A 22283-nucleotide genomic window follows, 5' to 3' on the forward strand; every position below is an offset into this window, starting at 1 on the left:
GATTCAGCCCTCGACCGCAGGAATATGCCCAAACATTTCCTGCACAAACTTCACCCGCTCTTCCGGCGTTTCCGTTACACCGGCGGCCTTCAGCTCTTCCAGTCGGGCCTCCACCGCATGGGTGCGCAAGGTCAGGCCGCAGTCGTTGGCAATCTGGATATTCAGCCCCGGGCGGGCGTTAAGCTCCAGGATCAACGGGCCTTTTTCCTGGTCCAGCACCATGTCCACGCCGATATAGCCCAGGCCGCACAGCTCATAGCAGCCGGCCGCGAGCTTCATGAAACCGTCCCAGTTGGGCAGTTGCACACCGTCCACCGCGTTGGTGGTGTCGGGGTGCTTGGTGATGATGTTGTTCAGCCAGGTGCCACGCAGGGTCAGGCCGGTGGCGAGGTCGACACCCACGCCAATCGCGCCCTGGTGCAGGTTGGCCTTGCCGCCGGACTGCCGGGTGGGCAAGCGCAGCATGGCCATCACCGGGTAGCCCATCAGCACAATGATGCGGATGTCCGGCACGCCTTCGTAGCTGATGCTTTTGAAGATCTGGTCGGGCACCACCCGGTATTCGATCAGCGCCCGGTCACGGTGGCCGCCGAGGGAATACAGGCCGGTGAGGATGCTGGAAATCTGATGTTCGATCTCTTCATGGCTGATGATCTTGCCGGAGACCGTGCGATAGCGCCCTTCAAAACGGTCGGCAATCACCAGGATGCCGTCACCGCCGGCGCCCTGGGCCGGCTTGATCACGAAGTCGCTGCGCCCGCCGATGATCTCGTCGAGCTTGTCGATTTCCTTTTCGGTGGAAATGATCCCGTACATCTCCGGCACATGGATGCCGGCCGCCATGGCCCGTTCCTTGGTGATGATCTTGTCATCCACGATCGGGTACAGGCTGCGCTTGTTGTACTTGAGCACGTAGTCGGCGTTACGCCGGTTGATGCCCATGATCCCCCGCGCTTCGAGGGCCTTCCAGGTCTTCCAGAAGCCGAACATTACGAGTCAGCCTTGAGGAACGCCTTGAAGCGCACCAGTTCGGTCAGGCGGTAGCCGCGATAGCGACCCATGGCCAGCATGAAACCCACCAGGATCAACAGGATCGCCGGGAAGGTGAACACGAAGTAGATCAGCTCCGGCACGCTCATGATGATGTGGGCCAGGGACGCCGCGAACAGCGTGCCGATCGCGACTTTCATCGCATGGCCGCCACCGCGCTCTTCCCAGGTGATCGACAGGCGTTCGATGGTCATGGTCAGAATCACCATCGGGAACAGCGCCACCGACAGCCCGCGCTCCAGGCCCAGCTTGTGGCTGAACAGGCTGATGGCCGCAATCAGCACCACCACGAAGGTCAGCACCACCGACAGCCTCGGCAGCATCTGCAGTTTCAAGTGTTCCAGATAAGACCGCAGCGACAGCCCCAGCGCCGTAATAATGGTGAACAGCACAATCCCGAAGCCCAGCTGTGTCTCGCGGAACGCCAGGGCAATCAGTACCGGAGTAAACGTGCCGAGGGTCTGCAGGCCGATCAGGTTGCGCAGGATCAGGATCACCAGCACGCCAATCGGGATCATCACCATGATCATGAAGGTCTGCTGGGTTTGCAGTGGCAGGCCGTACAGGGAGTATTCGAGGAAGTTGGCGTCGGTGTTTTCGTCCGTCAGCTTGGCCAGGCGAATCGCGTTCATTTCGCTGTTGTTGAGGCTGAAGGTCACCATGGCTTTCTTGCCACCATCGACAGTGATCAGGTTTTCATCGCCGGTCCACCACAGCAGGCGGTCGGCCGGCAGGCCTTGTTCGCCGGTGTCGGGGTTGAAGTACAACCAGTCATTACCGTTGAAGCTGCGCAGCCAGAGCTCCGGGGTTTGCGGCTGGTCGGCCACCAGGCGGATGGTGTGGACCTTTTCCACCGGCACGTGGGCAATGGACAGCAGCAACTCGACGATCTTGGCCTTGTGCGGCGTCGACGGGTCGCCCGCCAGCAGCAGCTTCACGTTGTCGTCGTTGAGGTTGTTGGTGCGCTTGATGGCTTCGCTGATAAAGGTCTCGACGTCGGCCGAGTGCTGGCGGATCGGCGCCAGCAGGGCTTCGGCGGCGATTTTTCCGGGCCTTCGACGGCGATGCTGTCGCGGAAGGTCGGGCCCTTGACCTTGACCTTTTCACCGCTGTAACGCTTGGTCAGTACCAGGCGGTAGTAGAGGGTCTGGTTGCCCTTGGCCCGGCGGGCCGACCAGGTGACCTTGCGGTTGCCGTCGAGGCGGTTGACGCTCACGCCGTAGTTATTCGAGATAAAGCTTTCATTCAGGCTGACGAAGTCGCGGCTCAGGGGCGGCACGAACATCTGGATTTTTACCGGGTCCTTGGCGCTGGCGACGAACTCGACCTTGGCGTCGATGTTCCACAGGTCGTCGGTGGCGTCCTCGGTGACGGGAATCCCCAGCACGAAAATCTGATAGGCGGTGACCGAAATGCCCAGGACCACCAGCACGGCGATCAGGATTTTCAGGTGCAGATTAAGAGAGCGCATTCAAATTACTCAGCGGTATGAGCGTCGGTGGCGCAGGCAGGTTTGCCCGCCGCGTATTTAAGACTGGGGTCGACCAGCGCATCAAAGCGTTTCAGCGCTTCGGAGCCGATCAGCAGCGGGTATTGGAAGGCGCTGCGGTCAGTCAAGTTCACTTCGATGCTGCGTAAAGCGGTGCCCATGCAGATGTCCAGGGCAATCACTGGACGGGCGGTGTAGTTCTTGTCTTCATCGGGGTCGTAGTCACCGGCGCGGCGCTTGATCTTGCTCACGCGGGCCAGGGGACGCTCGATGGGGTGGGAATGGGCGGTGTCGATCGCCAGGTAAAAGCGCACCCAGGATTCGCCGTTGCGCTTGAAACGCTTGATGTCGCGGGCGCTCAACGATGCAGTCTTGGCGCCGGTGTCGAGTTTGGCGGCCACTTCCAGGTCAATGCCTGCCAACTTGGCGTATTCATTGAGGCCATACACGGTCTTCTCGGCAGCAACGCCAAGGCCCGGTACAAGCATTAAAAGCAAAAGGGGGAAGGGCTTGAGTCTCATAAATCCTGACGCGGTGCAGTGCGATGTTCAATTCAAGGCGACTGGCATTGCTGCGCAAGCTCCCTCGTGCGCCTTTTCATCCAGGGATGTGAGGCAAAAGTGGCCGGCATTCTAACATGAAGGTTTTCTTGCGCCAGCGCTGGCAGCCGGCCATGCCCCGATAGGGTGCAAGGTGGGTTATTAGACGATTGTCGACAATATGTATTTATTCTTTGACTATCAGGGGCTGATTGGCTAGTTTTTGCGGCATTGCTTTTAAAGGTGTCGACAATATGCTGGATCAACTGGAAACCCCAGTGATGGCCCAAGACGATTCCCAGACCATGTCCGAGAACGTCTTCCGGCGTATCCAGGCCGCCATCGTCAAGGGCGAAATCGCCCCGGGCAGCAAGATCTCCGAGCCGGAACTGGCGCGCACCTATGGCATCAGCCGTGGCCCGCTGCGCGAGGCGATCCACCGCCTGGAAGGCCAGCGCCTGCTGGTGCGCATTCCCCATGTGGGCGCGCGAGTAGTGTCCTTGAGCCATGAAGAGCTGATCGAACTCTACGAAATCCGCGAGTCCCTGGAAGGCATGGCCTGCCGCCTGGCGGCCGAGCGCATGACCGACGCTGAAATCGAAGAATTGCGCCAGGTGTTGCATACCCATGAGCGCGATGCCGCGTTCCAGGCCGGTGTCGGCTACTACCAGCAGGAAGGCGACTTCGATTTTCATTACCGGATAATTCAAGGCGCCGGTAACCGCACCCTGACCCAAATGTTGTGCGGCGAGCTGTACCAGTTGGTGCGTATGTACCGCATCCAGTTCTCCGCCACCCCCAATCGTCCACGCCAGGCCTTTGCCGAGCATCACCGCATTCTTGACGCGATTGCCGATCGCGACGGTGAACTGGCCGAGTTGTTGATGCGCCGGCATATCGGCGCTTCCAAACGCAACATTGCCCGTCACTTCCCGGACGGCGCTCCCCAATCACGAGGTGAGTCATGAGTTCCAATAACAACACTACTCCCGGCCAGCGTTTCCGTGACGCGGTCGCCAGCGAGCATCCCTTGCAGGTGGTCGGCGCGATCAACGCCAACCACGCGCTGCTGGCCAAGCGTGCCGGTTTCAAGGCGATCTACCTGTCGGGTGGCGGGGTGGCTGCAGGCTCCCTCGGCGTGCCGGACCTGGGGATTACCGGCCTGGATGACGTGCTGACCGACGTGCGCCGCATCACCGACGTGTGCGACCTGCCGCTGCTGGTGGACGTGGACACCGGTTTCGGCTCCTCGGCGTTCAACGTGGCGCGCACCGTCAAGTCGATGATCAAGTTCGGCGCGGCGGCGATCCATATCGAAGACCAGGTGGGCGCCAAGCGTTGCGGCCATCGCCCGAATAAAGAAATCGTCTCGCAACAGGAAATGGTCGACCGCATCAAGGCCGCCGTGGATGCGCGCACCGATGACAGCTTTGTGATCATGGCCCGTACCGATGCGCTGGCCGTCGAAGGCCTGGAATCCGCCCTGGAACGCGCCGCCGCCTGCATCGAGGCCGGTGCCGACATGGTGTTCCCGGAAGCCATAACGGAGCTGGAGATGTACAAGCTGTTCGCCTCCCGCGTGAAAGCGCCGATCCTGGCCAACATCACCGAGTTTGGTGCCACGCCGCTCTACACCGTCGACCAGTTGAAATCTGCGGATGTTTCCATCGTGCTGTACCCGCTCTCGGCCTTCCGCGCCATGAACAAGGCCGCCGAGAACGTCTACACCGCGATCCGTCGCGACGGCACCCAGCAGAACGTGATCGACACCATGCAAACCCGCATGGAGCTTTACGATCGCATCGACTACCACACCTTCGAGCAAAAGCTCGACGCGCTGTTCGCCGCCAAGAAGTAAGGCGAGCGCCCCACTAATAACGACAAGATTGGAGATAACCATGGCCGAAGCAAAAGTACTGAGTGGAGCTGGCCTGCGTGGCCAGGTTGCCGGGCAAACCGCACTGTCCACCGTGGGCCAGGCCGGTGCCGGCTTGACCTATCGCGGCTACGACGTGCGCGAACTGGCTGCGGACGCGCAGTTTGAAGAAGTCGCCTACCTGTTGCTGTACGGCGAGCTGCCGACCCAGGCCGAACTGGCCGCCTACACCGCCAAACTCGGCAAGCTGCGCGACCTGCCCCAGGCGCTGAAAGAAGTACTGGAACGCATCCCCGCCGACGCCCACCCGATGGACGTGATGCGCACCGGTTGCTCGTTCCTGGGCAATATCGAGCCGGAGAAAGACTTCAGCGTGCAGCGCGACGTGACCGACCGCCTGCTGGCGGCGTTCCCGGCGATCATGTGCTACTGGTACCGCTTCAGCCACGACGGCCAGCGCATCAACTGCGTGACCGACGAGCCGTCCATCGGCGGCCATTTCCTGCACCTGCTGCACGACAAGAAGCCGAGCGACTTGCACGTCAAAGTGATGAACGTGTCGCTGATCCTCTACGCCGAGCACGAGTTCAACGCCTCGACCTTTACTGCTCGGGTGTGTGCCTCGACCCTGTCAGACCTGTATTCCTGCGTCACCGCCGCCATCGGTTCCCTGCGTGGCCCGCTGCACGGCGGCGCCAACGAAGCGGCGATGGAGATGATCGAGCGTTTCTCGTCCGCCCAGGAAGCGGTGGAAGGCACCCTCGGCATGCTGGCGCGCAAGGACAAGATCATGGGCTTTGGCCACGCGATCTATAAAGACAGCGACCCGCGTAATGAAGTGATCAAGGGCTGGTCGAAAAAACTCGCCGACGAAGTGGGCGACACCGTGTTGTTCCCGGTTTCCGAAGCCATCGACAAGACCATGTGGGAGCAAAAGAAACTGTTCCCCAATGCCGACTTCTACCATGCCTCGGCGTACCACTTCATGGGCATCCCGACCAAGCTGTTCACCCCGATTTTCGTCTGCTCGCGGCTGACCGGATGGGCAGCTCACGTATTTGAGCAGCGTGCCAACAACCGCATCATCCGTCCGAGCGCCGAGTACATCGGCGTTGAGCAGCGCAAGTTCGTGCCAATCGAACGTCGCTGAGTGGTGGGAATCTGAGGCGCCGGTTTTAAGGATCGGAACCGGTTCAATGTGGGAGCTGGCTTGCCTGCGATAGCATCACCTCGGTGTAACTGACACACCGAGGTGCCTGCATCGCGGGCAAGCCCGGCTCCCACAGGGACCGTGTTCATCCAGGCCAGTGCCACAGGTTTTTGCTGTACACCTTACCGTGACCGAGTCCCAGCCTATGAACACTGAACACCGCAAACCGCTGCCCGGCAGCCGCCTCGATTTCTACGACGCCCGTGCGGCGGTCGATGCAATCACCCCCGGCGCCTACGCCACGTTGCCGTACACCTCCCGCGTACTCGCCGAGAACCTGGTGCGTCGCTGCGACCCGGCGACCCTCGACGCTTCCCTGAGCCAACTGATCGAGCGCAAGCGCGACCTCGATTTCCCGTGGTTCCCGGCCCGCGTGGTGTGCCACGACATTCTCGGCCAGACCGCCCTGGTGGACCTCGCCGGCCTGCGCGATGCCATCGCCCTGCAAGGCGGTGACCCGGCCCAGGTCAACCCGGTGGTGCCGACCCAACTGATCGTCGACCACTCCCTGGCCGTCGAAGCCGGTGGTTTTGACCCGGACGCGTTCGAAAAAAACCGCGCCATCGAAGACCGTCGCAACGAAGACCGTTTCCACTTTATCGAGTGGACCAAAAAGGCCTTCAAGAACGTCGACGTGATCCCGCCGGGCAACGGCATCATGCACCAGATCAACCTGGAGAAAATGTCTCCGGTGATCCAGGTGCGCGACGGCGTGGCCTTCCCGGATACCTGCGTCGGCACCGACAGCCACACGCCGCACGTAGACGCCCTGGGCGTGATCGCTATCGGCGTTGGCGGACTTGAAGCGGAGAGCGTGATGCTCGGCCGCGCCTCGTGGATGCGCCTGCCGGAAAGCGTTGGCGTGGAGCTTACGGGCAAGCTGCAACCGGGCATCACCGCCACTGACATGGTGCTGGCGCTGACCGAGTTCCTGCGCAAGCAAAAGGTCGTGGGTGCGTGGCTGGAGTTCTTCGGTGAAGGCGCCTCCGCGCTGACCCTCGGCGACCGCGCCACCATCTCCAACATGGCCCCGGAATACGGCGCCACGGCCGCGATGTTCTACATCGACCAACAGACCATCGCCTACCTCAAACTCACCGGCCGTGAAGACGAGCAAGTGACGCTGGTGGAGCAATACGCTCGCCACACCGGCCTGTGGGCAGACGACCTCAAGGGCGCGCAATACGAGCGTGGCCTGAGCTTCGATTTGTCCTCGGTGGTGCGCAACATGGCCGGCCCGAGCAACCCACACGCCCGTGTTGCCACCAGCGACCTGGCGGCCAAGGGCATCTCTGGCCAGTGGGATGACGTGCCGGGGCAAATGCCCGACGGCGCGGTGATCATCGCCGCTATCACCAGCTGCACCAACACCAGCAACCCGCGCAACGTGATCGCCGCCGGGTTGCTGGCGCGCAACGCCAACAAGCTCGGGCTGGCCCGCAAACCGTGGGTCAAGTCGTCCCTGGCACCGGGCTCGAAAACCGTGGCGATGTACCTCGACGAAGCCGGGCTGACCACTGAGCTGGAGCAGTTGGGTTTTGGCGTGGTGGCGTTTGCCTGCACCACCTGCAACGGCATGTCCGGCGCACTCGACCCGGTGATCCAGCAAGAGATCATCGACCGCGACCTGTACGCCACCGCCGTGCTTTCGGGTAACCGCAACTTCGACGGCCGTATCCACCCGTATGCCAAGCAGGCGTTCCTCGCTTCGCCGCCGCTGGTGGTGGCTTACGCGATTGCCGGCACCATCCGTTTCGACATCGAAAAAGACGTGCTGGGCCTGGACGCCAACGGCCAGGAAATCCGCCTGAAGGACATCTGGCCGAGCGACGAAGAAATCGACGCGGTGGTCAAGGCTTCGGTCAAGCCGGAGCAGTTCCGCCAGGTCTACATCCCGATGTTCGCTATCCATGAAGACACCGGCCCCAAAGTCACGCCGCTGTACGACTGGCGCCCGCAGAGCACCTACATCCGCCGCCCGCCTTACTGGGAAGGCGCACTGGCCGGTGCGCGCCCGCTCAAGGGCATGCGCCCGCTGGCAGTGCTGCCAGACAACATCACCACCGATCACCTGTCGCCGTCCAACGCGATCATGCTCGACAGTGCCGCTGGCGAATACCTGGCAAAAATGGGCCTGCCGGAAGTCGACTTCAACTCCTACGCGACTCACAGGGGCGACCATTTGACCGCGCAGCGCGCCACCTTCGCCAACCCGAAACTGTTCAATGAAATGGTCATTGAAGACGGCAAGGTCAAGCAGGGTTCGCTGGCGCGCCTGGAGCCGGAAGGCAAGGTCACGCGCATGTGGGAAGCCATCGAAACCTACATGGAGCGCAAGCAGCCGCTGATCATCATCGCCGGTGCCGACTACGGCCAGGGTTCGTCCCGGGACTGGGCGGCCAAGGGCGTGCGCCTTGCCGGTGTGGAAGCGATCGCCGCCGAAGGCTTCGAGCGCATCCACCGCACCAACCTGGTGGGCATGGGCGTGTTGCCCCTGGAGTTCCTGCCGGGCACCGACCGCAAGACCTTGAAGATCGACGGTACCGAAACCTACGACGTGATCGGCGAGCGCACCCCGCGTGCCCAGCTGACCTTGTTGATCAACCGCAAGAATGGCGAGCGTGTCGAGGTGCCGGTGACCTGCCGCCTGGACACGGCTGAAGAAGTGTCGATCTACGAGGCGGGCGGCGTGTTGCAACGTTTTGCCCAGGACTTCCTGGAATCGGCTGTTACCGCCTGACAACTGTGGCCGGGGTGAACGCCCCGGCCCATGAGGACCACCATGGCACACGTACCGCAGATCAAGATTCCCGCCACCTATATGCGTGGCGGCACCAGTAAAGGGGTGTTTTTCAGCCTCAAGGATTTGCCCGAGTCGGCCCAGGTTCCCGGCGCTGCGCGGGATGCATTGTTGCTGCGGGTGATCGGCAGTCCCGACCCGTATGACAAGCAAATCGACGGCATGGGCGGTGCGACCTCCAGCACCAGCAAAACCGTAATCCTCGCCAAAAGCACCCGCGCCGATCACGACGTGGACTACCTGTTTGGCCAGGTGTCCATCGACAAGCCATTCGTGGACTGGAGCGGCAACTGCGGCAACCTGTCGGCGGCGGTGGGCTCCTTCGCCATCAGCGCGGGGCTGGTGGACGCCGCACGCGTTCCGCACAACGGCGTGGCCGTGGTGCGGGTCTGGCAGGCGAATATCGGCAAGACCATCATCGCCCACGTGCCGATCACCGACGGTGCCGTGCAGGAAACCGGCGACTTCGAACTGGACGGCGTGACCTTCCCGGCCGCCGAAGTGCAGTTGGAATTCATGGACCCGGCGGCGGAAGTAGAGGGCGGCGGTGGCTCCATGTTCCCTACCGGCAACCTGGTGGATGACCTGGAAGTGCCGGGTGTGGGCACGTTCAAGGCGACGCTGATCAATGCCGGGATTCCCACCATCTTTATCAATGCCCATGACCTGGGTTACACCGGCACCGAGCTGCAGGGCGCTATCAACAGCGACCCCAAAGCCCTGGCGATGTTTGAAACCATCCGTGCCCACGGTGCGCTGCGCATGGGCCTGATCAAGCACCTGGACGAAGCGGCCCAGCGTCAGCACACGCCGAAGGTGGCGTTTGTGGCACGGCCTGCGGACTACGTGGCGTCCAGCGGCAAGGCGATCAAGGCCGGCGATGTGGACCTGCTGGTACGGGCGCTGTCCATGGGCAAGTTGCACCACGCGATGATGGGCACGGCGGCGGTGGCGATTGGCACGGCGGCGGCGATTTCCGGCACGCTGGTGAATTTGGCGGCGGGCGGTGTGGAGCGCAATGCGGTGCGGTTCGGGCATCCGTCCGGCACGTTGCGCGTAGGCGCCGAGGCCAGCCAGGTCGACGGTGAATGGGTCGTGAAAAAAGCCATCATGAGCCGCAGTGCGCGGGTATTGATGGAAGGTTTCGTGCGCGTGCCCGGCGACTCTTTCTAACCGATCACAGGCAGGCACCAAGACCTGCCTTTTATAACACTTCAACCCTGACCCTGAGGATGGAACACACCTAACCCACTTTGGAGTACTGCCATGAGCGCCAACGTCGACCAGAACAACCGCCCCGACTACGACCAGGTCCTGCAGGACATCGCCGACTACGTCCTGGGCTTCAGGATCGAATCCCGCGACGCCCTCGACACCGCCCGCAACTGCCTGATGGACACCCTCGGTTGCGGCCTGCTGGCCCTGCGTTTCCCGGAGTGCACCAAGCATCTGGGGCCGATCGTTGAAGGCACGGTGGTGCCATTCGGTGCGCGGGTGCCGGGCACCTCGTTCCGCCTGGACCCGGTCAAGGCCGCGTGGGATATCGGCTGCATCGTGCGCTGGCTCGACTACAACGACACCTGGCTCGCCGCCGAGTGGGGCCATCCTTCCGATAACCTGGGCGGCATCCTCGCCGTCGCCGACCACCTCTCGCAAAAACGCGTGGCCAATGGCGATGCTCCGCTGACCGTGCGGGCGGTGCTGGAGGCGATGATCATGGCCCACGAAATCCAGGGCGTGATTGCCCTGGAAAACTCCTTCAACCGTGTCGGCCTCGACCATGTGCTGCTGGTGAAAGTCGCCTCCACCGCCGTCACCGCCAAACTGATGGGCGCCAATCGTGAGCAACTGCTGTCGGCATTGTCCCAGGCGTTTGTCGACGGCCAGGCATTGCGTACGTATCGCCATGCGCCGAACGCCGGTTCGCGCAAGTCGTGGGCGGCGGGGATGCGTCGAGTCGCGGGGTGCGCCTGGCCGACATCGCCATGCGCGGCGAGATGGGCATTCCCGGGGTGTTGAGCGCGCCGCAGTGGGGTTTTTATGACGTGCTGTTCAGCCACACCAACAAGGACCTGGCGCTCAAGCCCGAGGACAAGCGCGCCTTCAGCCTCTCGCAGCCTTACGGCACGTATGTGATGGAGAACGTCCTGTTCAAGATCAGCTTCCCCGCCGAGTTCCACGCACAAACCGCCTGCGAGGCGGCGGTCACGTTGCACCCACAAGTGCAGCACCGCCTGCATGAGATCGACAGGATTGTCATCACCACCCACGAGTCGGCGATTCGCATCATTTCCAAGGTCGGGCAGTTGGCCAACGCGGCGGACCGCGATCATTGCCTCCAGTACATGACCGCCGTGCCGCTGGCGTTTGGCAACCTGGTGGCCGAGCAATACGAGGATGAGTTCCACGCGGCCCATCCGATCATCGATGAGCTGCGGGACAAGATGGTCATCGTCGAGGAACCGCGCTACAGCCGCGAATACCTGGAGGCCGACAAGCGCTCCATCGCCAACGCAGTGCAGGTGTTCTTCAAGGATGGTTCCAGCACCGAACAGGTGGCCGTGGAATACCCGATTGGCCACCGTCGCCGTCGGGTAGATGGCATTCCGTTGCTGGAAGACAAGTTCAAGGCCAACCTGGCGACCCGGTTTACCGCACAGCGCAGTGCCGAGATCTTTGCCCTGTGCAAGGATCAGGCACGGCTTGAGGCAACGCCCGTGAACCGGTTTGTGGACCTGTTCGTGATCTGAGAAACACCACGGCACTCACTGTGTAAACCCAATCAATGTGGGAGCTGGCTTGCCTGCGATAGCATCACCTCGGTGTATCTGAAAGACCGAGGTGTCTGCATCGCAGGCAAGCCAGCTCCCACATTTGTTCTGTGTTGTTCAATGGAAAGTGGTCGACATCGCGCCGTTACATGCTGCCTTCTACGTCATCCAGGCTGAACGTCTCGGTATGGTCGTCATAGGAGAAAATCTCCGCATACCGTCCCCACGCCACCACGCTTTCCAGGGTTTTTTCCACAAAGGCTTCTGTCATCGAGTCTTCCAGTTCCTGCTCGAAACGCACCCGTGGCGCGCGGTGGCCGCTGCGTTCCAGCAACACCTGGTGAATGCGGGCGGCCAATGGCACGTGGCGGATCAAATGTTCGGCGAACAGGGTTTTACGCTCCTGGGTGCCGTAGTCGGCGAACAGTTTGCCGGCGTCGGTGAGGGTGATGTCGGCACCCTTGAGTTCGGCAAAGCCCAAATGCTCAAGCATCTCCGCGACCGGGAACAGATCGTCGACCTCCAGCAAGCGCCGTTCGGCCACGGTCGGCAGGCCGGCGTGGCCGTTGTAGGGTTCGGCGGCCAGGGTTTCGATCAGGCCGGCCATCAGGTTGGTGGACACTTCCGGCAGCAGGCTGCCCATTTTCAGCTCGGGTAAACCCCTGCTCGCGTCAGCGCTGCGGCGGTCAGTCATCAGGGCATAGATGTCGTCGACCATTTGCCTGAAGGTCGGGTCCAGCCGGTTGCGCGGGTGTGCAAACGGCACCTTGATCTCGGCTACCACCCGGCCAGGGTTGGACGACAGCACCAGGATGCGGTCGCACATCAGCACGGCTTCTTCGATGTTGTGGGTCACGATCAGGATCGATTTGATCGGCAGCTGCTTGCCGCTCCACAGGTCCAGCAGGTCGGTGCGCAGGGTTTCAGCGGTGAGCACGTCCAGCGCCGAGAACGGTTCGTCCATCAACAGCAGCGTCGGGTTGACCACTAGCCCGCGGGCGAAACCCACACGCTGGCGCATGCCGCCGGACAGCTCCCGCGGGTAGGCGTTTTCAAAACCGTCCAGGCCGATCAAGTCGATGGCGGCCAGGGCGCGCCTGCGGGTTTCCTTGCGCTCGACCTGCAAGGCTTGCAGCCCGGCCTCGACGTTTTCCAGCACGGTCAGCCACGGGAACAGCGCAAAGGTCTGGAACACCATGGCCACGCCTTCGGCCGGGCCGTTGAGTGGCGCGCCGTTGTAGCGTACTTCGCCTGACGACGGCTGGATCAGCCCTGCGATGATGCGCAGCAAGGTCGACTTGCCTGAGCCTGAGCGGCCGAGCATGCCGACAATCTCGCCTTCGTGCAGGCTCAAGTCCACGCCGCTGAGGACTTGCAGCTCGTCTTTACCTTTGCCGAACACCCGGTTCACGTTTTTCAACGAGTAGATTTCCGGGGTGTCGGCGGTGTGCTCGGTATAGGTAGTCATCACAGCGAATCCCATCAATTCAGACGAAGTTTGTTTTCAGCCATGGCGTACATCGGCCGCCATACCGCGCGGTTGAACGCCACCACGAAGATCGACATCACCACCACGCCCAGGGCGATTTTCGGGAAGTCGCCGGCAGCGGTGGTCTGTGCGATGTAGGCGCCCAGCCCGTGGGCGACCACCTTGTCCTGGCCCCAGGAAACGTACTCGGACACGATGCTGGCGTTCCAGGCACCGCCCGAGGCGGTAATGGCGCCAGTGACGTAGTACGGGAAAATCCCCGGCAGCATCACCTTGCGCCACCACAGCCAGCCGCGAATGCGGAAGTTGGCGGCGGCTTCCTTGAAATCGTTGGGAAACGCGCTGGCGCCGGCGATCACGTTGAACAGGATGTACCACTGGGTACCCAGCACAATCAGCGGGCTCAGCCAGATATCCGGGTCGAGGTTGTAGTGCAGGATCACGATCACGAACACCGGGAACAGCAGGTTCGCCGGGAAGGCCGCGAGAAACTGCGCGAGCGGCTGGATTTTTTCCGCAAGGGCCGGGCGCAAGCCGATCATCACACCCAGAGGCACCCAGATCAGCGAGGCGATCAGGATCAGGCCAGCCACCCGCAACAGCGTGATCAGGCCCAGCACAAACACATGGCCGACTTCGGCCAGGGTCACTTCGGTGCCGACGTACTGCACAATGTGATACAGCGCATAAGCGGCCAGCAGCGCGATGAGTGTGCCCCACACCCAGTCGATCACTTTTGAGGCTTTTGGTGTCTCTGCCGGCAACGCCTTGAGTGCACCGCCTGCCAGGCTGAAGCGCTTGTTGCCGATGCGGCTGATGGCGCGGGTGACAGGGCGCAGGATGCGCTGGACGATGCGCGTGCGCTGGATCAGGTTCAGCAGCCAGGATTGCGGCGCCGCGCCCTGGGAGGCGGTGGTTTCCATGCGGAACTTGTCGGCCCAGGCCACCAACGGGCGGAACAGGAACTGGTCGTACATCAGGATGACCACGATCATCGCCAGGATCACGTAACCCACGGCGTGCAGGTCTTTCTGGGCAATCGCCAGGGCCAGGTACGAACCCACGCCCGGCAAGGTGATGGTCTTGTCGCCGACGGTAATGGCCTCGGAAGCGACCACGAAAAACCAGCCGCCGGACATGCTCATCATCATGTTCCACACCAGCCCCGGCATGGCGAAGGGCACGTCGAGCTTCCAGAACTTCTGCCAGCCGGACAGCCGCAGGTTGGTCGACACTTCTACCAGGTCATGGGGCAGCATGCGCAGCGACTGGTAGAAGCTGAACGTCATGTTCCAGGCCTGGCTGGTGAAAATCGCAAAGATGGCCGCGAACTCCGCGCCGAGCACGCGCCCGGGGAACAGCAGCAGGAAGAATGTCACGGTAAACGAGATGTAACCCAGCACCGGCACTGATTGCAGGATGTCGAGCACCGGCACCAGCAGTTTCTCGGCGCGCCGGCTTTTGGCGGCCAGGGTGCCGTACAGCAGGGTGAACACCAGTGCTGCCACCATCGCCGCGAGCATGCGCATGGTGGTGCGCATCGCGTATTCCGGCAGGTTGGCCGGGTCAAGGGAGATGACTTCACTTTGCAAGGTGGCGATGGGCGCCCAGGTTTCCCGGGCAGTGATGGAGAAAAACAATAAAAAGCCGATCACCAGGGGCAGGGCGACCAGGTCCCAGCGGTTGGGCAACAAGCGCAATGTGGACGCAGGGATGTAGTGACGGAGCACTCTTTTCATAGGCAGTCATTCCTGCAGCGTTCAGGTTCAGGGCGTGATGGGAGTGAGCTTAGCTGCTGCACGAATGACCCACCGGGAAGGAAGGGCGCTGTTTCGCGAGTCAGGGGCAACGAGGCGTTGCAGGCGGGATTGTACGTTTCTGAATGTTACAAGCACATAAATTTGCTGTCAGTTTCCTGTACGAACTGCAGCTAGGGCGTTGGCGCCCCAGCCGTCGCTCGAGCGCTATTCAAACCGCAGGATCACCCGGCGGTTGTGCTTGCTCTTCTTCTCGATCTTTTCGCAGAACACCCGGCCGATTTCCTCGGTATTGGTCACATGGGTGCCGCCACAAGGCTGGATGTCGATTCCGGCAATTTCGATCACCCGTACCGAACCCTGGATCACCGGTGGTGCCACCGCCTGGGTGCGGGTGATCTGCAGCAGGGTGGAATACTCCGAGGCCGGCATGGACAGGGTTTTCACCGCGTGGGCCTGTTCGATCAAGGCATTGAGGTCGCGGGTGATGGTCTCTTTGTCGAGGGTCATTTCCGGCAGGTCGAAATCCAGGCGGCCCTTATCAAAGCCGATGCTGCAGCCGGTCACCGGCGCGTCGATGATCGAACACAGCAGGTGCAGGCAGGTGTGCATTTTCATGTGCTGGTAGCGGCGCTCCCAATCCAGGCTGGCGTCCACTTGCATCCCGGCCGCCAGCTGTTCTGGGCAGTGTTCCACCTGGTGCCAGATGATCGAGCGCAGCACCGGGTCGCGCACGGTGCCGGTGATGTCGACACGGCTGCCATCGGGCAGGATGAAGTGGCCGGTGTCCCCCGGCTGCCCGCCGCCGGTGGGGTAGAACAGCGTGTGTTCCAGCGCGATTCCTTGCTCACTGACGGCAATCACCCGCGCACTGAAAGCGTTCTGGTAAGGCGCGCTGTCGAACAGCGCGAGGGTTTCCATGGTGTGCACGGACATGTTCAACCTCCGACGATCAGTGGGCTGGCTTGCAGCAGGCGACGAACCATCGCGCTCAAGCCAGGGGGAGAGAGCAGGGTGATTTCAAATTCGGGCCCGGTCACTTTCAGGTTCAGTGGCAGGCGCGGCGGGTAGGCCGTTGTCTCGATATGGCGCAGGCGGAACTGCAGGTGGTGGCGTTCCTTGACCGTCGGCTCCAGCAGCAGGCCGGGCAGGGGATGAAAGTCGGCGTCCAGCACCGTGACCTTGTGGCTGGCGTTGACCTCGCCGACCACGTGCAGCCGCTCGTCGAGGGCAAACGCGCCGAGGTAGTTGCTGTGGTCCGACTCGTCGTTTTTCTGCAACTGGATCTGGTTGACCACCTTGACCTTGGTGCCGGCCGGCACGTCCTGGGTGATCACGCAGGAAGGGCTGATAAACACGTTGTCGCCGATCAGCACATAACCGAGCACCCGCGCGCCGGAACCGACTTCCACGTTGTTGCCCAGGCGCGGGTGGCGCTTGCCGTCGGGGTTGTTGGCGATGCCCCGGGCGCCCAGGGTTACGCCGCAGAGGATGTAGCAGTCGTTGCCGATCTCGCAGGTTTCACCGATGACCGTGCCGTAGCCGTGGTCCAGCACAAAGCGCCGGCCGATCCGCGCGGCGGGGTGAATTTCGGCGCCGGACAAAATCTTGCCCTGGTTGCTCAGCTTCAGGGCGATGGCGCAAAACACGCCGTTGTTCTTGTCCGGGAAATTCCACACCAGGTGCGCCAGCCGGTAGTACAGCACCGCCTTGAACGAGGCGTAGGACTCCAGGATCAGCTCCCCGCGCCCGCGGGACGCCGGGTCGCGCCAGGCATAGGCGATCAGGTCTTCGGCCACCGCCTGGGCCGCCGCCTGGACCAGCGTGCCAAGGTGCTCTTCCAGTTGCTTCAACTGCGTTGGCGTCAGCGTGGTGATGAGGTGGGTGAGCAACTCATCGTGCAGTTGTTGCATGTCGATAAAGCCCCCCATGGAGGCACCCCCGCAATAGTTGTTATTCAAAACAGGGCAAATAACCGTCGGCACTGTCGTAGACCATGGTCAGCACAACGGTGTCGGTAGGCAGCTCCGGCGCCAGCTTGGCGATGGCCACCATGTTGGCGGCCGACGACAACCCGAGGCTGATGGCGTCGGTGCGCATGATGCGTTTGATCATGTCGATGCATTCCTGGCGCGACACCTTGAGCATCCCGTCAATGATCGCGACGTTGAGAATGCTCGGGATCAGGCCGATGGAGAGGCCCTGGATATGGTGGGGTGCGTGGCGGTCGCTGAGCAGGTCGCACTCCTCCGGCTCCACGCCCATCACGCGGATCGCCGGCCAGGTGGCCTTGAGGGTTTCGCCGATGCCGGTGATATGGCCGCCGGTGCCGATGCCGCTGACGAAGTAGTCCACCCGCTGCTCGCCGAAGGCACGGATGATTTCCCGGGCGGTGGTGTCGCGGTGGGTTTGCGGATTGGCGCCGTTGCGCTGCTGGTTGAGCATCACGTAGCTGGGGTTTTCCAGCTGCAGCTCCATGCACTTTTCACCGTGGGAATTGTTGCCCAGGCGGCTGTCCGACAGCACCACCCTGGCGCCATAGAGGCGCAGCAGTTTCTGCTTCTCGGGGCTGTAGTTGTCGGGGATCACCAGCACCACTTTGTAGCCCAGCACGTTGCCGGCCATCACCAGGCCGATGCCGGTGTTGCCACCGCTGGGCTCGATAATGGTTTGCCCTGAGCCACGGATCAGAATGCCCCGGCGCTCGGCGTCGAGGATCATGCCCAGGGCGATGCGCGCCTTGTGGCTGCCGCCGGGGTTGAGGGACTCCAGCTTCGCGTAGACCTCAATGCCGAGGTCTTCGGAAAACTGTTCCAGGCGCACGATGGGCGTTTGGCCAATCGCGTCGAGTATCGAGTTATGCAACATCAAGTAAGAACCCATGGCCGCTGATCAGTACAAAGGCATGTCGGGTTCGACGTCGCGAACCCAGTGTTTCATGCCACCTTGCAGTACTTTGGTGTTGGCGAATCCGGCTGCCAGCAGGGTAGTGGCGGCTTGTTCCGCGCGCGTTCCGGCGTAGCAGATCAGGTAGTGCGTGTTGTCGCGGCTGAGTGTGGCGAGTTGCCCGTCGAGTTCGGCCAGCGGGATGTGCACCACGCCTGGCAACTTGCACACTTCCAGTTCGCTGGCATCGCGCACGTCCAGCAACACGTCGGCCTTGCTGTGTTGTTCGAGCAGTTGCTTGAGCACCCGTGGCTTGATGTAGCGCTCTTCGGCCAACGACGGCTGGCTCGGCACGGCATCCGCACACACGGCAGGTGCGACGGATTGGCTGTGGCGCAGTTCCGAGCAGCAAGGGCAGTCGGCGCGGCGCTTGAAGCGGATCTCGCTGAATTTCATCGCCAGTGCATCAAAACGCATCAGCCGGCCCGACAACGGTTCGCCAATGCCGATCAACAGCTTGATCGCCTCGGTGGCCTGGATCATCCCGACCAAGCCGGGCAATACGCCGATGACGCCGCCGGCGCTGCAATTGGGGGCCAGTTCCGCCGGCGGGGCCTGGGGAAACAGGCAGCGGTAGCACGGCCCGCCTTTATAGTTGAGCACGCTGATCTGCCCGTCGAAACGGTAGATGGCGCCGTACACCAACGGTTTGCCCAGTTGCACGCAGGCATCGTTGACGAGGTAGCGGGTTTCGAAATTGTCGGTGCCGTCGATCACCAGGTCATAGGCGTCCACCAGTTCCAGGGCGTTGTCGGTGTTGAAGGCGGTGTCGTAGGTGTTGATCTGGATGTGGCTGTTCAGGTCCTGCAAGCGCCGCCTGGCGGACTCGACCTTGGGCAGGCCCAGGGTACTGTTGCCGTGGACGATCTGGCGTTGCAGGTTGCTGCTTTCCACCACGTCGAAATCCACCAACCCCAGGGTGCCGATGCCGGCCGCCGCCAGGTACAGGCTGATGGGCGAACCGAGGCCGCCGGTGCCGATGATCAGCACGCGGGCTTTCTTCAGGTTCAGTTGGCCTTCGCGACCGACGCCGGGCAGGGTGATGTGGCGCACGTAGCGCTGCACTTCTTCGTTGCTCAGTGAGTCGACGTCGATGCCGCCGGACGTGGCCAGCAGCACTTCGATTTTCGCTTTCTCGGGCAACGGGTCGTTGGCGTCGATCAGTTCTTCCTCGGCGGTGAACAGGAAGTGTTCCTTGAGCTGGTTGTTCTCGTAGAGCAGGTGCGCCCGTAACTGCGGGTGCTCGGTGCACAGGTTTTCAATGACTTCGCGCAATGTCGATCCGGCACCCTCAAGGGTCGATGCTGGCAGCTTGGCCACGCGGACCAGGATGTCGGGGAAAGAGACAGCGTTCATGCACAACTCCGTTTGCAGGTCGTTGAAGGGGTTTTGGGCGAAGCGCTTGCCATCCCAGGCAAACAGCTTGGAACCTTGGGTCTTGCCATGGCGAACATCCACCACCAGGTAGCTCACGGGGTAGATCGGCTCGCCCATGAAGAGGGCCTTGTCCTGGTCTTCGTCGCTGAAATACGCGCCGACGTCAGGGTGGGAGTGGTAGATCACCACCACCGGGTTATCACTGCGAAACGCCTTGTTCATCATCAGCGTGTCGGCCACCGAAAAGGTGTAGCCGTTGGCAGCGCTGCGTGAATACATCTCGGGGTTCTTGCGGTGCAGTTCGTTCTGGATATTGCTGCCCAGGTACACGCTGCCATCGGCGAAAACGAAACCGCAGCATTCCTCGGGGTAGCTGCGGTCGGCGTGGGCGTAAATCTGCTCCAGGGCGCTTGGGCTCAGGACCTTCATCTCAGTTTTTCTTCGCCAGGAGCTTTTCGATGGGCAGCTTGGTAATCGCAAAACCGGCCAGCAGGATCGCCGAATACATCATCAGGTCCCTGGAAATCTGCACGCCTTCGTACCAGGCACCGATGATCACCGCGAACACCGGGAAGATGATGAACACGAAGGACAAAATGATCGGGCTCAGGCGCTTGAGCAGCATGAAATACACGATAAAACCGCCCACCGAGGCCACCAGTCCGAGGTAGAACAGCGCACTCCAGGAGCGCAGGGTGATGTCTTCGAAGGTCGGGGTTTCAAACCACAGGCCGGCGACAAACAGCATCATCCCGGCGATGCCGATGGGCAGGGTGTTGTAGGTGATCACGCTGATGGCGCTGCCTTGTTTCTTGGTAATCACGTAGCACAGGGCATGCATGATCGCGGCGGTCAGAATCGCCAGCACCCCGAAGAACTCGGCATGGTCCAGGTGCAGGCCCTGGCTCTTGATGATCATGTATAGGCTGCCGAAACCGATGGCGATACCGACCACCTGGGAAAAGTAGATGCGTTCACGCAGGAACAGCGCAGAGAAAATCAGGATAAACACCGGCATGCAACTGAACAGCAAGGCGGTGAGGCCGGACGAGACATGCATCTCGCCGTAGTTGAGCAGGTAGTACGGAACGCTGAAGTAGGACAGCGTCACGAACACGAAGAACCAGCGGCTTTCCCGGGGAAACAGGATCGGCTCGCGGCGCACCCAGGCAAAACACAGGAACAGCGGGAAGGCGATCAGAAAGCGCAGCCCGGCGGAGGTCAGCGGCGGCACGCTTTCCACGGCGATCTTGATGCCCAGCCAGGTGGTGCCCCAGCTCAGGCACACGATCAGGAACATCACACTGGTAATCAGCCCAGCCAACCACTGCTTGTGAGTTTTTGTTTTTTCAGCGTTTTCGAGAACGGCGGACATTGGCATCGTGACATTGCTTCCATGAGACCGAATTGACCTCTATATTGAGTGCCTTGATTCGGTGATTGAACCCGTAAAAGCACACTATTAGGGCGAATGATGGCTGTCAAAACAAATATTGACATGGTGTCAATTATGCGAGAAGGACTCTCCAGCGGGCAGGGCGTGAAGTACAAACGCCTGTCCGATGTCATGGAGCGGGGCATTCTTGAAGGCTTGATTGAACCGGGAAGAAAACTGCCGCCTCATCGGGTGCTTTCCGACAATCTGGGGGTGACCATTGGCACCATCAGCCGCGCCTACGGTGAGCTGGAACGGCTGGGGTTGGTGGTGGCGCGGGTGGGTGACGGCACCTTCGTGCGCAAGCGTGGGATGGAGCGACAACGGGATGAAGGTTTTCGCAACTTCAGCGACGAGCCGCGGCAGTATTTTGATATGAGCCGCAACATGCATATCCCGGGGCAGGAGACCACGTTCCTGGCCCAAAGCTTCCAGACACTGGCCACCAACGCCAAGTTTTTGCAGGACATCAGCGCCTACACCCCGGACGCCGGGTTGCCGCGCTACCGTGCGGCGGGCGCGCAGTGGCTGGTGCAGCGGGATTTCCATCCGATTCCCGAGCAGGTGATTTGCGTGAACGGCGGCCAGCACGGGCTGCTGTGCGCATTGATGGCGCTGTTGCGGGCCGGCGACACGGTGGTCACCGAACAGTTGACCTACCCGGGGCTGATCACCGCCGCGCGCATGCTGGGGATACGCCTGATCGGCCTGGAAGTGGACGAAGAAGGGCTGTTGCCGGGAGCGCTGGATGAGGTGTGCCGCAATCACCGGGTTTCAGCGTTGTACTGCACGCCGACCATCCAGAATCCTACGACGGCGGTGCTGTCGGTCGCGCGCCGTGAGGCGCTGGTCAAGGTCTGCCGTGAACACAATCTGCTGATTCTCGAGGACGAGGCCCACGGCGTGTTGGTGGAAGATCGTCCGCCGCCCCTGAGCCATTTCGCGCCGGAACGTACGATTCTGATCAGCAGCCTGAGCAAGGCAGTGTCGGCGGGGTTGCGTGTGGGGTACGTGCATGCGCCACCGGCGCTGGTCAGCCGGATTTCCGCGGCGCTGCGCTCAACCTGCTGGATGGCCACGCCGGTGACCCTGGAACTGGCCACCCAATGGATTGAAAACGGCACGGCGGAGCACCTGCTGCACCAGCAGATTCAGGAAATCAGCCGACGCAAGGCGTTGGTGGAAGGGTTGCTGATCGGCCTGGAATATCGCACCCATCTCAATAGCCCGCACTTCTGGATCGAAGTCCCGGAGCCTTGGCGCGCGTCGGAAATCGAGGCGGAGTTGAAGCAGAATAATTACCTGATTGCCACAGCCGAAGCGTTTGCGGTGGGCCAGACGGCGGTGCCGCAGTTCATCCGGGCAAGCATCTGCAACACGTCGGGGGATGATCAGTTGTTGCTGGCAGGGTTTGATGCGCTGGCGACGGCGCTGGGGCAGGGCGGGGGGAGATTCCACTTGTGAAGATAGACCCTTGTGGCGAGGGGCTTGTCCCCGTTGGGCGGCGCAGCAGCCCCAAACCTGCCGACGCCGTTCTGTCTGAG

General features: G+C 61.8%; 15 protein-coding genes and 2 pseudogenes. 7 read left to right on the forward strand and 10 right to left on the reverse strand.

Annotated elements, in window-relative coordinates; genetic code table 11:
• Positions 1-3: 3 nt before the first annotated feature.
• From JFV30_RS04655 to rloA, 3 genes and pseudogenes are all read right to left on the reverse strand, one after another.
• Positions 4-990: an alpha-L-glutamate ligase-like protein gene (locus tag JFV30_RS04655; RefSeq protein WP_010176439.1), complete on the reverse strand. Its 987-nt coding sequence runs from the start codon at positions 988-990 to the stop codon at positions 4-6.
• Positions 990-2521 (reverse strand): annotated as a pseudogene (rloB, locus tag JFV30_RS04660) (osmotic stress tolerance membrane protein RloB). The gene JFV30_RS04655 and the pseudogene rloB overlap by 1 nt, the downstream one beginning before the upstream one ends.
• Positions 2522-2526: 5 nt before the next feature.
• Positions 2527-3060, reverse strand: a complete 534-nt coding sequence (gene rloA / locus JFV30_RS04665) for a retropepsin-like aspartic peptidase RloA (RefSeq protein ID WP_029616141.1) — start codon at positions 3058-3060, stop codon at positions 2527-2529.
• A gap of 272 nt (positions 3061-3332) precedes the next feature.
• On the opposite strand from rloA, the gene JFV30_RS04670 reads away from it, so the two are divergent.
• The 6 genes and pseudogenes from JFV30_RS04670 (at position 3333) to prpD (ending at position 11714) form a co-directional block, all read left to right on the forward strand.
• Positions 3333-4046 carry a GntR family transcriptional regulator gene (locus JFV30_RS04670; protein WP_008432676.1) on the forward strand — a complete coding sequence of 238 codons (714 nt, stop codon included), beginning with the start codon at positions 3333-3335 and terminating at the stop codon, positions 4044-4046.
• Positions 4043-4936 (forward strand): methylisocitrate lyase, encoded by an 894-nt coding sequence (prpB, locus tag JFV30_RS04675; RefSeq protein ID WP_003214976.1) that lies wholly within the window; start codon positions 4043-4045, stop codon positions 4934-4936. The genes JFV30_RS04670 and prpB overlap by 4 nt, the downstream gene beginning before the upstream one ends.
• A gap of 40 nt (positions 4937-4976) precedes the next feature.
• Positions 4977-6104, forward strand: coding sequence for a bifunctional 2-methylcitrate synthase/citrate synthase (gene prpC, locus JFV30_RS04680; protein WP_010176436.1), 1128 nt, complete (start codon positions 4977-4979; stop codon positions 6102-6104).
• Positions 6105-6309: 205 nt separating this feature from the next.
• Positions 6310-8904 (forward strand): Fe/S-dependent 2-methylisocitrate dehydratase AcnD, encoded by a 2595-nt coding sequence (gene acnD / locus JFV30_RS04685; RefSeq protein ID WP_201122163.1) that lies wholly within the window; start codon positions 6310-6312, stop codon positions 8902-8904.
• Between the two features lie 42 nt (positions 8905-8946).
• Positions 8947-10137, forward strand: coding sequence for a 2-methylaconitate cis-trans isomerase PrpF (gene prpF / locus JFV30_RS04690; RefSeq protein WP_201122165.1), 1191 nt, complete (start codon positions 8947-8949; stop codon positions 10135-10137).
• Between the two features lie 93 nt (positions 10138-10230).
• Positions 10231-11714, forward strand: a pseudogene (prpD, locus tag JFV30_RS04695) (2-methylcitrate dehydratase).
• Between the two features lie 166 nt (positions 11715-11880).
• On the opposite strand, the gene JFV30_RS04700 reads toward prpD, so the two are convergent.
• The 7 genes from JFV30_RS04700 to JFV30_RS04730 all read right to left on the reverse strand — a co-directional run bounded on the left by JFV30_RS04700 (position 11881) and on the right by JFV30_RS04730 (position 20628).
• Positions 11881-13203 carry an ABC transporter ATP-binding protein gene (locus tag JFV30_RS04700; RefSeq protein WP_010176432.1) on the reverse strand — a complete coding sequence of 441 codons (1323 nt, stop codon included), beginning with the start codon at positions 13201-13203 and terminating at the stop codon, positions 11881-11883.
• Between the two features lie 14 nt (positions 13204-13217).
• On the reverse strand, positions 13218-14963 hold the full coding sequence (locus tag JFV30_RS04705; RefSeq protein WP_201122167.1) for an ABC transporter permease: 1746 nt from the start codon (positions 14961-14963) through the stop codon (positions 13218-13220).
• Between the two features lie 225 nt (positions 14964-15188).
• Positions 15189-15917: an alanyl-tRNA editing protein gene (locus JFV30_RS04710; RefSeq protein ID WP_010176430.1), complete on the reverse strand. Its 729-nt coding sequence runs from the start codon at positions 15915-15917 to the stop codon at positions 15189-15191.
• Positions 15918-15919: 2 nt separating this feature from the next.
• On the reverse strand, positions 15920-16912 hold the full coding sequence (locus tag JFV30_RS04715; protein ID WP_010176429.1) for a serine O-acetyltransferase: 993 nt from the start codon (positions 16910-16912) through the stop codon (positions 15920-15922).
• A 22-nt stretch (positions 16913-16934) separates the two neighbouring features.
• Entirely contained in the window at positions 16935-17849 is a 915-nt protein-coding gene (locus tag JFV30_RS04720) for a PLP-dependent cysteine synthase family protein (protein ID WP_029616140.1), read from the reverse strand.
• Between the two features lie 24 nt (positions 17850-17873).
• Entirely contained in the window at positions 17874-19733 is a 1860-nt protein-coding gene (gene moeB, locus JFV30_RS04725; protein WP_201122169.1) for a molybdopterin-synthase adenylyltransferase MoeB, read from the reverse strand.
• Position 19734: 1 nt separating this feature from the next.
• Positions 19735-20628 (reverse strand): DMT family transporter, encoded by an 894-nt coding sequence (locus tag JFV30_RS04730; protein ID WP_169389303.1) that lies wholly within the window; start codon positions 20626-20628, stop codon positions 19735-19737.
• Positions 20629-20778: 150 nt separating this feature from the next.
• Between JFV30_RS04730 and JFV30_RS04735 the strand changes: the two genes are divergently transcribed.
• Positions 20779-22203 carry an aminotransferase-like domain-containing protein gene (locus JFV30_RS04735; protein ID WP_201122171.1) on the forward strand — a complete coding sequence of 475 codons (1425 nt, stop codon included), beginning with the start codon at positions 20779-20781 and terminating at the stop codon, positions 22201-22203.
• Positions 22204-22283: the final 80 nt, after the last annotated feature.

The sequence above is a fragment of the Pseudomonas sp. TH32 genome, from assembly GCF_016650855.1.
In the GTDB taxonomy this organism is placed as follows: Bacteria; Pseudomonadota; Gammaproteobacteria; order Pseudomonadales; family Pseudomonadaceae; genus Aquipseudomonas.

What these genes read in the sequence shown, in the direction of transcription:
- JFV30_RS04655 (WP_010176439.1), bottom strand. Translation starts at nt 990, where the DNA reads ATGTTCGGCTTCTGGAAGACCTGGAAGGCCCTCGAAGCGCGGGGGATC.
- rloA (WP_029616141.1), bottom strand. Translation starts at nt 3,060, where the DNA reads ATGAGACTCAAGCCCTTCCCCCTTTTGCTTTTAATGCTTGTACCGGGC.
- JFV30_RS04670 (WP_008432676.1), top strand. Translation starts at nt 3,333, where the DNA reads ATGCTGGATCAACTGGAAACCCCAGTGATGGCCCAAGACGATTCCCAG.
- prpB (WP_003214976.1), top strand. Translation starts at nt 4,043, where the DNA reads ATGAGTTCCAATAACAACACTACTCCCGGCCAGCGTTTCCGTGACGCG.
- prpC (WP_010176436.1), top strand. Translation starts at nt 4,977, where the DNA reads ATGGCCGAAGCAAAAGTACTGAGTGGAGCTGGCCTGCGTGGCCAGGTT.
- acnD (WP_201122163.1), top strand. Translation starts at nt 6,310, where the DNA reads ATGAACACTGAACACCGCAAACCGCTGCCCGGCAGCCGCCTCGATTTC.
- prpF (WP_201122165.1), top strand. Translation starts at nt 8,947, where the DNA reads ATGGCACACGTACCGCAGATCAAGATTCCCGCCACCTATATGCGTGGC.
- JFV30_RS04700 (WP_010176432.1), bottom strand. Translation starts at nt 13,203, where the DNA reads ATGACTACCTATACCGAGCACACCGCCGACACCCCGGAAATCTACTCG.
- JFV30_RS04705 (WP_201122167.1), bottom strand. Translation starts at nt 14,963, where the DNA reads ATGAAAAGAGTGCTCCGTCACTACATCCCTGCGTCCACATTGCGCTTG.
- JFV30_RS04710 (WP_010176430.1), bottom strand. Translation starts at nt 15,917, where the DNA reads ATGTCCGTGCACACCATGGAAACCCTCGCGCTGTTCGACAGCGCGCCT.
- JFV30_RS04715 (WP_010176429.1), bottom strand. Translation starts at nt 16,912, where the DNA reads ATGGGGGGCTTTATCGACATGCAACAACTGCACGATGAGTTGCTCACC.
- JFV30_RS04720 (WP_029616140.1), bottom strand. Translation starts at nt 17,849, where the DNA reads ATGTTGCATAACTCGATACTCGACGCGATTGGCCAAACGCCCATCGTG.
- moeB (WP_201122169.1), bottom strand. Translation starts at nt 19,733, where the DNA reads ATGAAGGTCCTGAGCCCAAGCGCCCTGGAGCAGATTTACGCCCACGCC.
- JFV30_RS04735 (WP_201122171.1), top strand. Translation starts at nt 20,779, where the DNA reads ATGGCTGTCAAAACAAATATTGACATGGTGTCAATTATGCGAGAAGGA.